Source organism: Phenylobacterium sp. (assembly GCF_030693625.1).
GTDB classification, from domain to species: Bacteria; Pseudomonadota; Alphaproteobacteria; order Caulobacterales; family Caulobacteraceae; genus Phenylobacterium; species Phenylobacterium ferrooxidans.
This window is the reverse complement of the sequence record NZ_JAUYAF010000012.1, coordinates 39,977-53,278: the sequence shown is the minus strand read 5'-3', so window position 1 is coordinate 53,278 and position 13,302 is coordinate 39,977. Positions and strand designations below refer to the sequence as shown.

The following is a 13,302-nucleotide window of genomic DNA, read 5'->3' as shown; positions in this document are numbered from 1 at the left end:
TTGGCGAATCATCTGCACATCGGCGATTTACCCAAGGGCGCCTTCGCCGGCGCGACCTCGGTCGCGGTCGATTCCGAGACCATGGGCCTGCGGCTCGGCCGCGACCCGCTCTGCGTGGTGCAGATCTCCGACGGCAAGGGCGACGCCCATCTCGTCCAGCTCGACCGCGCCACCTATGATGCGCCCAATCTCAAGGCCCTGCTCACCGACCCGGCGGTGACGAAGATTTTCCACTTCGGCCGCTTCGACATCGCCATGTTCTATCTGCATCTGGGCGTGGTGACGGCGCCGGTCTACTGCACCAAGATCGCCTCGAAGCTGGCCCGGACCTACACCGACCGCCACGGCCTGAAGGACGTGTCCAAGGAGCTGGCGGGGATCGATATGTCCAAGGCCCAGCAGAGCTCCGACTGGGGCGCCGTCAAGCTCAGCGACGAACAGATCGCCTACGCGGCCTCCGACGTCCTGCATCTGCATGCTCTGCGCGACCGGCTGGACGCCATGCTGGTGCGCGAGGGCCGCGACCACCTGGCGCGCGCCTGCTTCGACTTCCTGCCTCACCGCGCCCTGCTCGATGTGGCCGGCTGGGAAGAGGTCGACATCTTCGCCCACATGTGAGGCTCGGGTGACAGCCGCCTTCGCTGACCAGAGCCACACGCCCTACAGCGCAGACTTCGAGCGCTGGCGGCAGCGTTCGCGCCTGGTCCGGCGGCTACGGGTGATCCTGCCGGCGGTGATCGGCCTGATCCTGCTGACCATGATGGGCTTCGTCATCCAGAGCACGCTCGCCGGCGTCAAAGACAAGCCGCAGGACGCCGACGCCCCCATTCAGCTGGTCAATCCCCGCTTCCTGGGCCGTGACGACAAGGGCCGCGCCTTCGTGCTCACCGCCAAGACCGCCATCCGTGACCCCAAGGACTATCAGCGGGTGATGCTCGACACCCCCATGCTGATCCTCGACGAAGAGGGGCCACGTCCGACCCGCATCTCCGCCAAGGCCGGCGTCTACCGCGAGGACAAGCGGGTGCTGAATCTCGAGGGTGGCGTAAAGTTGAACGGCGGGGACGTGAATTTCGCCACCGCGACCTCCATCTTCAATACCGCGACCGGAGAACTTGAAGGCGCGGGCGAGATCAAGGGGGCTGGCGCGCTTGGAGAAATCATCGCCAAGTCCTATGGCGTGTACGACAAGGGCGAACGCATGGTGTTCAAGGGCGGCGTACACACCCGCGTCGAGTCACACTAGGCATTCAGGCGGCATGGGTATGATCAGGCTAGCGAATATGAAGAACTGGGCGGCGGGCGTCTTCGCCTGCGGGTTGATCGCGGCCGGTCCGGCCGCGGCGCAACTGGCGCAGAACTCCGACGCCCCGGTGGATATCACCGCTGACGAGCTGGAGGTCATCAACGCCCGGTGCCTGGCCACCTATTCCGGCGGCGCCGAGGCCCTGCAGGACACGGTTCGCCTGCGGGCCGACACCTTGAAGATCTTTTACAAGCCCAACCCATCGGCCAAGCCGGGTGCGGCGGGCCAGGCCGGCGCCGCCTGCGGCAACCAGCTCGACCGCATGGAGGCCAACGGCTCGGTCTACTACGTCACCCCGCAGCAGCGGGTGCGCGGCGACGCGGCGGTCTATGACGCGGCGGCCGACACCATCACGATCACCGGCGACGTGGTGGCCATCCAGGGCCAGAACGTGCTGCGTGGCTCCAAGCTGGTGATCAAGGTCGCCACCGGGGACGCCCAGATGCAGAGCGGCGTGAAGGGGCGCAACAAGCCCGGCCGCGTGCGCACCGTCCTCTATCCCCAGCAGCAGGCGGGACCGCCCGCCGCGCGGCGCTAGGGTGAAGCCCGAGAATTTCGAAGCTCTCCCGGGCCTGGCCGGGGAGGGACTTGTGGTCGATAACATCGGCAAGTCCTTCCGTGGCCGGCCGGTGGTGAAGGGCGTGACGCTGAGCCTGCGCCGCGGCGAGGTCGTGGGCCTGCTGGGCCCCAACGGCGCCGGCAAGACCACCTGCTTCTACATGATCACCGGCCTGATCCCTGCCGACTACGGCGCCATCTATCTGGACGGTGAGAACATCACCGCCCAGCCCATGTACCAGCGCGCCCGCATGGGGGTCGGCTACCTGCCTCAGGAAACCTCGATTTTTCGGGGCATGACCGTGGAAGAGAACGTCATGGCGGTGGTGGAGCTGCGCGCCAAGGACATGGGTGAGGCGCGGGCCACCGTGACCCAGCTGCTCACCGACCTGCACATCGAACACCTGCGCAAGGCGCCGGCCATCTCGCTGTCAGGGGGGGAGCGCCGTCGGGTCGAGATCGCTCGCGCCCTGGCCAGCGAACCCTCTTTCATGCTGCTGGATGAGCCCTTCGCCGGCATCGACCCCCTGGCCATCTCCGATATCCGCGAGGTGATCGCCTTCCTGAAGAGCCGGGGCATCGGCATCCTGATCACCGACCACAATGTCCGCGAGACCCTGGACATCATCGACCGCGCCGCGATCATTCATGCGGGCGAGGTGCTGTTCGAGGGCACGCCGGCCGAGATCGTCGATGACCCCGAAGTCCGCCGCGTCTATCTGGGCGAACGTTTCGGCTGACGACGCCGGAGGTTTCCGGGGCGCCGTAGGCGCGATTTCTAAAAAATCGACGGCAAAAAACATGGTTAACCAGAAGGTCGCGGCCCGGTTAACTAATCGCTGGTGATTGCACGCCTAGCCTGTCCAGCAAGAAACAGGCCAGGAGGCGATTTTGGCGCTCGGCGCGCGTTTAGAGATGCGGCAAGGCCAGGGGTTGGTGATCACCCCCCAGCTGCAGCAGGCCATCAAGCTGCTGCAGCTCTCCAACATGGAGCTGGAGACCTATGTCGAGGGCGAGCTGGAGCGGAACCCGCTGCTCCAGCGCGACGAACGCGACTCCGAACCCGATGTCGAAGCCGGCCCCCGTGACGCGGAGGACTTCGCCTCCGACAGCATTCCCGAGGGCGCCGCGGAGGCGCACATGGATGTCACCCACGAGGCAGAGGCCTCACCGGGAGAGCGCAACACCGGGGACGCCGAGGGCGCCGGTGAGGCGGGCGGGGCGGTGGACTGGTCCCGCGCCGGCAAGGGCGGCTCCTTCGAGGACTCCGACGACTTCGAACAGCGGCTGACCCGCGAGAAGACCCTGGCCGAGCACCTCTACGACCAACTGATGGTCTCCGGCTTCAGCGGCATCGAGTATGCGGCGGCCACCGTCCTGGTCGATAGCGTCGATGAGGGCGGCTACCTGCGGGTGGACATGGCCGAGACCGCCGGGCGGCTGGGCTGCGACCTCACCTTCCTGGAGGACGTGCTGCGCATGCTGCAGCGGTTCGAGCCCATCGGGGTCTTCGCCCGCGACGTGCGCGAGTGCCTGATGCTGCAACTCAGGGAGCGCGACCGTTGCGATCCGGCTATGATGGCCTTGCTGGACAATCTGGATCTGCTGGCCAGGCGCGACCTCTCGGCCCTGCGCAAGGCCTGCGGGGTCGACGACGACGACCTGAAGGACATGATCTCCGAGCTGCGGGCCCTGACGCCCCGGCCGGGCGCGGCCTTCGGCGGCGAGCCCAGCCAGCCGGTGGCGCCGGACGTCTATGTGCGCGAGGGCCTGGGCGGCCTGTGGCATGTGGAGCTTAATTCCGACACCCTGCCCCGCCTGCTGGTGGACCAGCGCTACCACGCCCGGGTCTCGGCCGGCGCCCGGACCGACCAGGAGAAGGTGTTCGTGGCCGACTGCATGGCCAGCGCCAACTGGCTGGTCAAGAGCCTCGATCAGCGCGCCAAGACCATCCTGAAGGTGGCCAGCGAGATCGTCCGTCAGCAGGACGGCTTCCTGGCCTATGGCGTGGAACACCTGCGGCCGCTGAACCTCAAGACCGTCGCCGACGCCATCGGCATGCACGAGTCGACGGTCAGCCGAGTGACCTCCAACAAGTACATCGCCACCCCGCGCGGCATGTTCGAGCTGAAGTTCTTCTTCACCTCCGGCATCGCCAATTCCGACGGCGGCGAGGCCCATTCCTCGGAGAGTGTTCGCCATAAGATCAAGCAGTTGATCGAAACCGAGCGGGCCGAGGCCGAGGTTCATTCCGACGACCGGATCGTCGAGATCCTCAAGGAGACCGGCGTCGATATCGCCCGGCGCACCGTCGCCAAGTACCGGGAGGCCATGCGCATCCCGTCCTCGGTCGAGCGCCGCCGGGTCCTCAAGCACGCCTAGACGAAGGGCGCCGCAAGGTCCTCCGCGGCGAAGGTCGCCTGGACCGCCGTGCGGTTCAGGACCCGCTGCGCATGGGCGCCCAGGACCGGCAAGTCGCGGGCCGGGTGGGGCAGGGTGCGGCCCCAGCGCACCATCATCAGCAGGTAGAGATCGGCGGCCGAAAACCCTGACGGCAGCAGCCATTCGCGGCCCTCGAGCTGGCCGGCGATGACCTTGAAATTGGCCATCATCCGTTTGCCGGCCGCCGCCTTGGCCGAGGCCTCGTGGGCCGGATCGTCAATGTACTCATGGGGATAGAACCAGGACCGGAACTCGGCCTGGGTGGTGTTGGCCAGGCGGACCATCCACTTGTAGTAGTCGGCACGGTCGGGCGCGTCGACGGCCGGCGCCAGGCCCGGATGGCGGTCGGCCAGATGGAGGGCGATGGCGGCGGTCTCGTAGAGGGCCTGGCCGTCGTCCACCAGCACCGGGATGCGGCCGTGGGGGTTGAGCTTCAGGTAGTCGGCGCCGGCCTGCTCACCGGCCTCCCGGTCCACCAGCTTCAGGATGAAGGGGACGCCCAGCTCACGGAGCATCATGTGCGGCAACAGGCTGGCCGTGCCGGGCGAGTAGTGCAGTTCGTACATGTTGGTCTCCGTGGAGGGATCAGGAGGCATATTGCTCGGCGATCTGGACGGCGTTCAAGGCGGCGCCCTTGAGGAGCTGATCGCCTGACAGGAAAAGGGTCAGGGTGCGGCCGGTGGGATCGGAGGCGTCACCACGTAGCCGACCGACCAACACGTCATCGACGCCAGTCGCCTCGCTGGGCATGGGGAAGTGGTTGTTTTCATTGTCGTTCACGAGGCGGATGCCCGGAGCGGCGGCGAGCCACGACAGGGCGTCATTGGCCGTTACTTGACCCTCGAACTCCACGTTGAGCGCCATGGAGTGGGCCCGCAGCACCGGCACCCGGATGCAGGTGAAGGAGACCCGCAGGTCCGGCGTGCCCATCAGCTTGCGGACCTCGGCCATCACCTTGGTCTCCTCGCCATTGTAGCCGGTGGCCGGGTCGATGGCGGTGTTGTGGCTGAAGACGTTGAAGGCGTAGGGGTGCGGCAGGACCTTGGGGGTGAAGGCCTCCCCGGCGAGGTAGGCGGCGGTGGACAGCTCCAGCTCCTCCATGGCCGCGGCGCCCGCGCCCGAGGCCGACTGATAGGTCGACCCGATCACCCGGACGATGGGGTTGCGGGCGTGCAGGGGGGCCAGGGCCATCACCGCGATGGCGGCCACGCAGTTGGGGTTGGCCACGATCATCGGGCGGCCGGCCAGTAGGCCGCCATTGACCTCCGGCACCACCAGGGGCGTGCCCTCATCCATGCGGAAGGCCGAGGAATTGTCGACCACGACGCAGCCCCGGGCCGCGGCGAGGGGGGCGAACTGGCGGCTGATGGCGGCGCCGGCCGAGAACAGGGCGATATCCACGCCGTCGAAGGCCTCCGCGGTCAGGGTCTCCACCGCCACGGGCTGGCCCTTGAACACCAGGGTCCTGCCGGCCGAGCGGGCCGAGGCCAGCAGCTTGAGCTGGCCCACGGGGAAGCCGCGGCGTTCAAGGCAGCCGATCAGCTCGGCGCCCACGGCGCCGGTGGCGCCGACGATGGCGACATTGAGCAGGCGCTGGCGGGCGGGACGTTCGAGGTCTTGCAAGGACATGGGTGGTTCTCCGGTGGGGACCGGAGGGCGGGGCTGTCTTTCCGTCTTGCAGACTTTCAGCACCCGACCTTCCGGCGGGGTGCTGGGGGTTGCTACGCGGCGTGCACGCGCGAACCCCCAGGCCCCGAGAGCCCGGTGGTTTTAATGGCGCGTTTAATGACGGCGATCCGCATGGCGCGCCTCCTAGCCGAAAAGCGGCGCCGCTGTAAAGCGCGGGACGAATCGTCCCTTCGCGCGTTGTGCCCACGCCGCACCCGGCGATATGAGAGCCCATGCCCGACCGAGAGTTTCCGCAGCACCTGAGTCTCTCGGCCCACATCCGCGCGCTCGGCGACCAGGCCGCGGAGAAGGTGACGCTGGGCGAGATCATCGACTCCTTCGGGCGCCGCGCCTTCGCCGCCCTGATGTTCGTGCTGGCGATGCCCAACCTGCTGCCGCTCCCCCCCGGCTCCAGCACCATCCTTGGCGCGCCCCTGCTGCTGATCTCGCCGCAGATGGTGATCGGTTTCCAGACCCTGTGGCTGCCGAGGTTCCTCGACGACCGTCAGATGAGCCGGGCCGAACTCGCCCATGGCTTCAGCAAGCTGCTGCCCTGGCTGGAGCGCATAGAGCGGGTTTCGGGGCCGCGCCTGATGTTCATGTTCGGGCCGGTGGGCGACCGGCTGATCGGGCTGATCTGCACCCTGCTGTCCTTCGTGCTGATTCTTCCCATCCCGCTGGGCAATCTGCTGCCCGCCCTGACCATCGCCGTCCTGGCCTTTTCGATGGTTCAGAGGGATGGGCTGCTGGCCCTGGCGGGCTACGCCCTGGCGGCCACATCGGCGGCGGTCCTGTTCCTCAGCGCCGGCGTCGTGATGGCCGCCGTACACCATCTCGTGGGTTGGTTCGGAGGCGCTTGACACCTTCGGCGGTCAGGCGTGTTGTCGCTTCATGCAAGTCTTAGTATCCGGCAAGCATGTCGCCGTTGGGGAGGCCCTGCGTGAGCGGGTCACCGACGAAATCACCGGTTCTATCGGCAAGTACTTCGACCGTGGCGGCGCCGCGGACGTGGTCGTCAGCCGAGAGGGCCATTCCTTCAGAGTCGACTGCGCGTTGAAACTGGCCACCGGCCAGGCGCTGCAAAGTCACGGTCTGGGCGCCGACGCCCACGGCGCCTTCGATGCGGCGCTGGCCAAGATCGAGACGCGGGTGCGCCGCTATAAGCGACGATTAAAAAGCCACTCGCCGCAGGCCGCGGCGCGCGCCGCCGAGACCGCGTCCTACTTCATTATCCAGTCCCCCGAGGGCGAGGACGAGGAGGACGGCTGGGACCTCGGCGACGAGGACCAGGCCTCGCACGACAGCCATGCCCTGCCCTCGGCCATGGTCATCGCCGAGACGGAAAAGGACATCAAGACGATGACCGTTTCCGGCGCGGTGATGGAGCTGGACTTGACGGAATCCCAGACAATCGTGTTTAGGAACGCCGCTCACGGGGGTTTGTCCGTGGTTTACCGCCGGCCCGATGGGAATATCGGCTGGATCGACCCGGAGCGCACGAAATCGGCGCACGGGAACGGCGCGAACGGAACCTCGGCCTAGGGCCCTAGTTTAGGGGCCCTCGAGCTGGAGCGTGATGCAGGCCCTTGGGCTCGCGTCACGCCTCGCTCCGGGCTTCCGGCACGGGCCGTGCATCGATCTGGTTCGCACGGGCTGGCTCTGATTTGTTTTGGGCGTCACGACACAATGTTGATCGGTGAGATTCTTGAACGCGCGGCCATCGCGCCGCGTGTCAGCGCCCTCAACAAGCGCCAGGTGCTGGCGGTCATCTCGGAGATCGCCGGGCGCCAGTTCGGCCTGGACGCCGGGGTGATCCTGGACGCCCTGGCCGAGCGCGAGACCGCCAGCTCCACCGGCGTCGGCCATGGCGTCGCCGTGCCCCATGCCCGCCTGGACGGCCTGCAGCGCATGCGCGCGGTCTTCGTGCGCCTGGACCACCCCGTGGCCTTCGATTCGGTCGACGACCTGCCGGTGGACCTGGTCTTCGCCCTGTTCGCCCCGCCGAACGCCTCGACCGAACACCTGCGCACCCTGGCCCGGGTGTCGCGCCTGCTGCGGCAGGCTGATTTGCGCGAGCAACTGCGCCAGGCCAGGACTCCGGACGCGATCCATGCGCTGCTGGTGCAGGAAGCCCGGTCGAGCGCGGCTTAGGGTTTTTCTGTCCTTCTCCCCCTGCGGGAGAAGGTGGCCGGTCGGAGACCGTCGGATGAGGGGTCGCTGACCTCGATCCCGCACATCCCGGCGAAGGCCGGGACCCAGATTCACCGCCAGTGCACGGGTCTGATCCACCGTTCGTGTGGTTCGTGTGGTTCGTGGTTCCAATCCTTTCGACGCCGCCGCCGCAATGGCCCATCAGATTGTCCACGAACCACACGAACGGGGGCCCGATTCTGAGCGCCGGTGATGCATCTGGGTCCCGGCCTTCGCCGGGATGAGCGGGAGGAGAGGAAGTTCCTCCAACCCGAGCCTGCACCGCAGAGCCACCATCGAGATAAAGTCTGACAGGTTCGGCTGGTCCCACGCGCGACCCGCCGCTATCAGCCCCGCAAGGGGAGAAGGAACCTTAGGTCCTAGTGCACCGAGACCGGCGCCAGTTCGTGGGCCAGGGCGGCGGCGACGGCGGAGTCCTTGTCGGTCATGACGGCCAGGCGTTCGCCGTCGGCGCGGTGGACCGCGTAGAGGGTCTGTTCCGGATCGAGCTTGAAGCCCTCGATCTGGGCGGCCGGGGTCGAGGCGAGGATCTCGGAGGCCTTGATCGGGCGCACATAGACGAGATCGGGACCGCCGAGGGCGGCGAAGGCTTCAACTGTAAGATTGGGTGTCATCAGACCACCTCCTTGAAAAGGCAACGCGCGTAACGGTCGCTAAGTTCAGCCGGCCGTTTGAATGGGTATCTTCTTGATGAGCTTGTCGGGCTCGGGTCGGTCGAGATCGATGTGCAGCAGGCCGTGTTCCAGCAGGGCCTTCTCCACCTCCATGCCGTCGGCCAGGACGAAGGCGCGGATGAAGCCGCGGGCGGCGATGCCGCGGTGCAGATAGGCGTCCTCGGCCTTGCCCGCGTCGTCGCGCTTGCCGGCCACCACCAGCTGGCGGTCCTCCAGGGTCACCTGCAGGGTATCGGGGGTGAAGCCCGCCACCGCCAGGGTGATCCGCAGGCCGCCGCCCGCCCGTTCCTCGACATTGTAGGGCGGATAGCTTTCGGCGGCCGCCTTGGCGGCGCGCTCGATGAGGCTGCGCGTGTGCTCGAACCCGAGCAGGAAGGGACTATCGAAAACAATCGGCCGGTTCATCAGAGTCCTCGCAAATTAAGCGACTCTCCGGCGCACCGCCCGAAATCGGCGCGGCGGCCGGATGACTCCTAAATGGTGAGGGCAAGCGGGGCTTTCAATGGCGGGACGCGGACCTGGGGCCGGAAGCAGACCCTGGACGCCCCGGTTGCGGCGTGGTTGGGTTTGCGCTCATGGCGCGGTCTGCAGGAACGCTCCAGTTCCCACGCAGTTGAACCCGAGCAGACCTTACCTAGAGTACAGCAGACATGCGGCGAATCCGGCGGCAGACGATCAGCCTCGCCGCGGCGGTGATGTTGCCGCTGCTGATCCTCACGGGCCTGCAGCTCTATGACGGCGTCAATACGCGGCGCCTTGAACTGGAGGCGTTGAGCCGGGCGCGCGCCGGCGAGATCATGCGTCTGGTGGACGCCCAGGTCATGGCCGAGGTGAGACTGGGCCGGGTGTTGTCCCTGGCGGATTCCATCAAGCAGGACGACGCCGCGCGGGCGCATGGGCGCGCGCGCGAGTTCAGGGAGGCCGCGGGTAGCTGGCGGACGGTCCGGCTGTCGGATCCCCACGCCGGGCTCGAGCTGTTCGACCTGAGGCGGCCGGCCTCGGCGCAGCCCCGCGCCGCCGGCCCCGATGTCGCCGCTCTCGGCCGCAAGCCCTTCACCGCCATGGTTGTGGAAGGGGTGGTGCGGGACGCCGGCGCACACGGAATCGCCCTGCACATGCCGATCCTGCGCGATGGACAGCTGCGGTACATCCTGACCGTGGAGCTTGATCCCCGCGCCTTTCACAATATCGCCGCGCCAAGATATCCCGCCGAAACCGTCGTGGCCGCGGTCGTGGACCGTTCCGGACGGTTCATCTCCAGAAGCCTCCGCTACGAGGCCACGGTGGGCCACCCGGGCTCGGCCCAACTGCGCGAAGCGGTGCTGCGCGGCGGCGAGGGGTTCTACCGGAATGTCACCCTGGAGGGGGTTCCGACCTATACCGGCTACGTCACCTCGCCGCTCACCGGCTGGTCCACCCATGTGGCCGTGTCGTCCTCGCCCTTCGAGGCGGCCCGCTACTGGTCGATGGCGATCTGGGTCGTGGTGGTCCTGGGGTGCCTGGCTTTGTCGGGCCTGATGATCGGGCTCACCCTGCGCGACATGGACCAGGTGCGCCGCGAGGACGAGGGCCTGCGCCAGGCACAGAAAATGGAGGCCTTGGGCCACCTCACCGGGGGAATCGCCCACGATTTCAACAACCTGCTCACCGCGATCATCGGAAGTCTGGACCTGGTGCTGCGGCGGGCCCCGGCGGAAGACCCCAACCGCCGTTACCTTGAGGGCGCCCTGGACGCCGCCCAGCGTGGCGCGAAGCTGACCTCACGCCTGCTGGCCTTCTCGCGCACCCAGAAGCTCGGGGTCGAGCCGGTGGATATCGCGGCGACCCTGGACGGCATGTCGGAACTGCTGGATCAGTCCCTGGGCCCGGGCGTGGCCATTCGGGTGCAGGTGGCGCCGGAGGCGCGTTGGGTCAGCACCGACCGAAACCAGTTGGAACTCGCGCTGCTGAACCTGGCGGTCAACGCCCGCGACGCCATGCCCGAGGGCGGGCGGCTCACCTTCACGGGCGCGCTGGTCGATCACCGCCGCGCGGGCAAGGCCACGCCTCGTGTGGTCCTGGCCGTCAGCGATACGGGACAGGGCATGACCTCGGAGGTCCTGCATCAGGCCTTCGATCCCTTCTTCACCACCAAGGCGGTAAGCAAGGGGACAGGTCTTGGCCTCGCCCAGGTCTACGCCTTCGCCCGCCAGTGCGGGGGCGAGGTGAAGATTCACAGCGAAGTGGGCAAGGGGACGCGGGTGGAGCTTATCCTGCCGGCGGCCTCCGAGGTCGCCTCCGCGCCCGCGATCGCGGCGCCCGAGCCCGTCCTCGCCGACGGGCGCCGCATTCTGGTGCTCGACGATGATGAGAGCGTCCGCCAGGTCCTGGTGGAGAACCTGCGAGCCCGGGGCTATGTGGTCTTCCAGGCGGCGAATGGGGAGGATGCGCTCAACGCCCTGGCCGACATCGACCCCGACCTGTTCGTGCTGGACTTCCTGATGCCCGGACTGAACGGCGCCGAGGTGGCCCGTCGGGCCCGACAGATGCGGCCCCACCAGAAGCTGCTGGTGGTCTCCGGACACCTGGACAGCGTCGCCCTGGAGGGGGCGATCGAGGGCGTCGCGATTCTTCAGAAGCCCTTCGATGGGCCAACCCTGGCGCTCCGGGTGGCTGAGGTGCTGAAGGGGACCGGCGCCTGACCCGACTCCGCCAATTCCTCCACAACGGGACGACCTCTCCATGACCGCCAGCAACCGCCGTGTCGTGCTTTCCAGCGACCACTCCGCCATCGCACTGCGGCAGGCTATCGCCGGCCATATCGCCGCCCAGGGCTGGGAGGTGGTGGATATCGGGCCCACGACGCCGCAGAGCACCCCCTATCCCGAGCACGGCGCGGCCGCGGCGCGGCTCATGGCCGCCGGCGACTGCCGGTTCGGGATCATCCTGTGCGGTACGGGCCAGGGGATCATGATGGCGGCCAACAAGATCAGGGGTGTCCGCTGCGGGGTCTGCTCCGAGACCTTCTCGGCCCGCATGATCCGCCAGCACAACGACGCCAACATGCTGGCGATCGGCGCCCGCGTGGTGGGCGAGGGCCTGGCGCTCGACATCGTCGATGCGTTCCTGGCCGCCCCGTTCGACGGCGGCCGGCATGGGCCGCGGGTGGAGATGATCGCGGCGCTGGAGGGGTAGGGGCGCTCCGACGCCTAGACCCGTCGCGGCGGGACCACGTCGGCGAACATGGGGTGGGCCTTCCAGTCGGCTTCGACCACCGGCTTGTCGGCCTCCGGGGCGTGGACCGAGGGGGCGGTGACCGTCAGGGTCGGGATGTAGCGCGGGCAGTTGGGGAAGATATCGCGCGGCGTCACCCGCACCAGGAGCTGGGCGCCGGGGATTTGCGCCAGCAGCGGGTCATCGTGCAGGACTTCGGCGGTCCCGTTGACCCGCAGGCGCTGGGGCCGCTCGCCGATCGACAGGAACAACAGGCCGACATTGGGATTGGCGGTCAGGTTGCCGAGGCTGCGGAACATGCCGTTGCCGTCATAGTCTGGGAAGATGAGGGCGTCCGGCGCGATGACCCGGGCGAAGCCGGCGGGACCGCCCTTGAAGGAGCAGTCGGGCCGGCCCTGATCGTCGGCGGTGGCCAGGAAGAAGAAGCTCTGCTGCGCGATGAAGGCGGCGTCCCGGTCGGTGAAGGCGTCATGGCGCAGGGTCTCCTCCAGCCGGTCGGCCAGGGCGCGGCTGCCGAAGGCGTCCTGCAGGTCGCGTTGGCCCGGGTGGTACATCGACATGGGTTAGGCCCCGTTCGTGTGGTTCGTGGATGATCTTGATCCGCCTCGCGGCGTCACGGCCAGAAGAATTGGGACCACGAACCACACGAACCACACGAACAGGAGGGCCGGCCGCGCCCCCACTCCCTCTATCGTCATCCTCGGGCTTGCCCCGAGGGCAAGCCCGAGGATGACGGTTTTGAAAATGGCGGACCCCGGACGCGCCCTAGGCGGCCAGGCGCTCGTGGGCTGGGAGCAGGGCGGCGACGACCAGGCGGCTGAGCATGCGACCCTCAAGGGGGATGATGGCGTCGACGAAGGCCGCGCCGGGCTCGCAGTCCATGTCGGGCGGGGTCTGCAGCAGGGCGGTGTCCACCAGGAAGGTCTCCTGCACCGCATCGACCATCAGACCGATCACCCTGTCCTCGTGCTGGACCACCACGAAGACGTGGCGGGACGAGGCCTCGGTTTCCCCCAGGCCCAGCCGGCGGCGCAGGTCGATCACCGGCATGACCAGGCCGCGCAGATTGATCACCCCCAGGACATAGGGCGGCGTGTGGGGCATGCGGGTCGTCGGGGTCCAGCCGCGGATCTCGCGCACGGAGCGGATGTCGATGCAGAATTCCTGCCCGGCGATCTCGAAGGAGATCAGTTCCAGGGCGCCATCGGTGGGGGTTTCGAGGCGCGGCAT

Annotated in this window: 16 protein-coding genes; 10 read left to right on the top strand and 6 right to left on the bottom strand. The window is 67.8% G+C overall.

Annotation, left to right across the window (positions count from 1 at the left end):
* From Q8N10_RS01865 to rpoN, 5 genes are all read left to right on the top strand, one after another.
* Positions 1-618 (top strand): ribonuclease D, encoded by a 618-nt coding sequence (locus Q8N10_RS01865; RefSeq protein WP_304776454.1) that lies wholly within the window; start codon positions 1-3, stop codon positions 616-618.
* Positions 619-625: 7 nt separating this feature from the next.
* The gene (gene lptC, locus Q8N10_RS01860) at positions 626-1,246 is read left to right on the top strand and encodes an LPS export ABC transporter periplasmic protein LptC (protein WP_304776452.1); all 621 of its coding nucleotides are present in this window, start codon (positions 626-628) and stop codon (positions 1,244-1,246) included.
* Between the two features lie 37 nt (positions 1,247-1,283).
* Positions 1,284-1,844: an LptA/OstA family protein gene (locus Q8N10_RS01855; RefSeq protein ID WP_305663859.1), complete on the top strand. Its 561-nt coding sequence runs from the start codon at positions 1,284-1,286 to the stop codon at positions 1,842-1,844.
* 34 nt (positions 1,845-1,878) lie between these two features.
* Positions 1,879-2,604 (top strand): LPS export ABC transporter ATP-binding protein, encoded by a 726-nt coding sequence (gene lptB, locus Q8N10_RS01850; protein WP_304776504.1) that lies wholly within the window; start codon positions 1,879-1,881, stop codon positions 2,602-2,604.
* Between the two features lie 151 nt (positions 2,605-2,755).
* Positions 2,756-4,246: an RNA polymerase factor sigma-54 gene (gene rpoN, locus Q8N10_RS01845; RefSeq protein WP_304776447.1), complete on the top strand. Its 1,491-nt coding sequence runs from the start codon at positions 2,756-2,758 to the stop codon at positions 4,244-4,246.
* On the opposite strand, the gene Q8N10_RS01840 is transcribed toward rpoN, so the two are convergent.
* Both Q8N10_RS01840 and Q8N10_RS01835 read right to left on the bottom strand, forming a co-directional pair.
* The gene (locus Q8N10_RS01840) at positions 4,243-4,872 is read right to left on the bottom strand and encodes a glutathione S-transferase family protein (RefSeq protein WP_304776445.1); all 630 of its coding nucleotides are present in this window, start codon (positions 4,870-4,872) and stop codon (positions 4,243-4,245) included. The genes rpoN and Q8N10_RS01840 overlap by 4 nt on opposite strands.
* A gap of 19 nt (positions 4,873-4,891) precedes the next feature.
* On the bottom strand, positions 4,892-5,935 hold the full coding sequence (locus Q8N10_RS01835) for an aspartate-semialdehyde dehydrogenase (protein WP_304776443.1): 1,044 nt from the start codon (positions 5,933-5,935) through the stop codon (positions 4,892-4,894).
* A gap of 272 nt (positions 5,936-6,207) precedes the next feature.
* Here Q8N10_RS01835 and Q8N10_RS01830 point away from each other — a divergent pair, with 272 nt between their 5' ends.
* The 3 genes from Q8N10_RS01830 (at position 6,208) to Q8N10_RS01820 (ending at position 8,125) form a co-directional block, all read left to right on the top strand.
* Positions 6,208-6,834, top strand: coding sequence for an exopolysaccharide biosynthesis protein (locus Q8N10_RS01830; protein ID WP_304776440.1), 627 nt, complete (start codon positions 6,208-6,210; stop codon positions 6,832-6,834).
* Positions 6,835-6,865: 31 nt separating this feature from the next.
* Positions 6,866-7,516, top strand: coding sequence for a ribosome hibernation-promoting factor, HPF/YfiA family (gene hpf, locus Q8N10_RS01825; protein WP_304776438.1), 651 nt, complete (start codon positions 6,866-6,868; stop codon positions 7,514-7,516).
* A gap of 144 nt (positions 7,517-7,660) precedes the next feature.
* Positions 7,661-8,125: a PTS sugar transporter subunit IIA gene (locus Q8N10_RS01820; protein ID WP_304776435.1), complete on the top strand. Its 465-nt coding sequence runs from the start codon at positions 7,661-7,663 to the stop codon at positions 8,123-8,125.
* Between the two features lie 419 nt (positions 8,126-8,544).
* Here Q8N10_RS01820 and Q8N10_RS01815 read toward each other — a convergent pair whose 3' ends face one another.
* Entirely contained in the window at positions 8,545-8,799 is a 255-nt protein-coding gene (locus Q8N10_RS01815; protein ID WP_304776433.1) for a DUF1150 domain-containing protein, read from the bottom strand.
* A 45-nt stretch (positions 8,800-8,844) separates the two neighbouring features.
* Positions 8,845-9,264: an Hsp20 family protein gene (locus tag Q8N10_RS01810; protein ID WP_304776431.1), complete on the bottom strand. Its 420-nt coding sequence runs from the start codon at positions 9,262-9,264 to the stop codon at positions 8,845-8,847.
* A gap of 245 nt (positions 9,265-9,509) precedes the next feature.
* Between Q8N10_RS01810 and Q8N10_RS01805 the strand changes: the two genes are divergently transcribed.
* Together Q8N10_RS01805 and rpiB are read left to right on the top strand one after the other, a co-directional pair.
* Positions 9,510-11,540: an ATP-binding protein gene (locus Q8N10_RS01805; protein ID WP_304776429.1), complete on the top strand. Its 2,031-nt coding sequence runs from the start codon at positions 9,510-9,512 to the stop codon at positions 11,538-11,540.
* 40 nt (positions 11,541-11,580) lie between these two features.
* Positions 11,581-12,033, top strand: a complete 453-nt coding sequence (gene rpiB, locus Q8N10_RS01800; protein WP_304776426.1) for a ribose 5-phosphate isomerase B — start codon at positions 11,581-11,583, stop codon at positions 12,031-12,033.
* A gap of 14 nt (positions 12,034-12,047) precedes the next feature.
* On the opposite strand, the gene Q8N10_RS01795 is transcribed toward rpiB, so the two are convergent.
* Positions 12,048-12,632 carry a pyridoxamine 5'-phosphate oxidase family protein gene (locus Q8N10_RS01795; RefSeq protein ID WP_304776424.1) on the bottom strand — a complete coding sequence of 195 codons (585 nt, stop codon included), beginning with the start codon at positions 12,630-12,632 and terminating at the stop codon, positions 12,048-12,050.
* A 205-nt stretch (positions 12,633-12,837) separates the two neighbouring features.
* Positions 12,838-13,302, bottom strand: a complete 465-nt coding sequence (locus Q8N10_RS01790; RefSeq protein WP_304776421.1) for a chemotaxis protein CheW — start codon at positions 13,300-13,302, stop codon at positions 12,838-12,840.

Coding starts and splice junctions, on each gene's coding strand:
- Q8N10_RS01855 (WP_305663859.1), top strand. CDS start 1,284: ATGAAGAACTGGGCGGCGGGCGTCTTCGCCTGCGGGTTGATCGCGGCC.
- Q8N10_RS01840 (WP_304776445.1), bottom strand. CDS start 4,872: ATGTACGAACTGCACTACTCGCCCGGCACGGCCAGCCTGTTGCCGCAC.
- Q8N10_RS01835 (WP_304776443.1), bottom strand. CDS start 5,935: ATGTCCTTGCAAGACCTCGAACGTCCCGCCCGCCAGCGCCTGCTCAAT.
- Q8N10_RS01830 (WP_304776440.1), top strand. CDS start 6,208: ATGCCCGACCGAGAGTTTCCGCAGCACCTGAGTCTCTCGGCCCACATC.
- hpf (WP_304776438.1), top strand. CDS start 6,866: ATGCAAGTCTTAGTATCCGGCAAGCATGTCGCCGTTGGGGAGGCCCTG.
- Q8N10_RS01820 (WP_304776435.1), top strand. CDS start 7,661: ATGTTGATCGGTGAGATTCTTGAACGCGCGGCCATCGCGCCGCGTGTC.
- Q8N10_RS01815 (WP_304776433.1), bottom strand. CDS start 8,799: ATGACACCCAATCTTACAGTTGAAGCCTTCGCCGCCCTCGGCGGTCCC.
- Q8N10_RS01810 (WP_304776431.1), bottom strand. CDS start 9,264: ATGAACCGGCCGATTGTTTTCGATAGTCCCTTCCTGCTCGGGTTCGAG.
- Q8N10_RS01805 (WP_304776429.1), top strand. CDS start 9,510: ATGCGGCGAATCCGGCGGCAGACGATCAGCCTCGCCGCGGCGGTGATG.
- rpiB (WP_304776426.1), top strand. CDS start 11,581: ATGACCGCCAGCAACCGCCGTGTCGTGCTTTCCAGCGACCACTCCGCC.
- Q8N10_RS01795 (WP_304776424.1), bottom strand. CDS start 12,632: ATGTCGATGTACCACCCGGGCCAACGCGACCTGCAGGACGCCTTCGGC.
- Q8N10_RS01790 (WP_304776421.1), bottom strand. CDS start 13,302: ATGCCGCGCCTCGAAACCCCCACCGATGGCGCCCTGGAACTGATCTCC.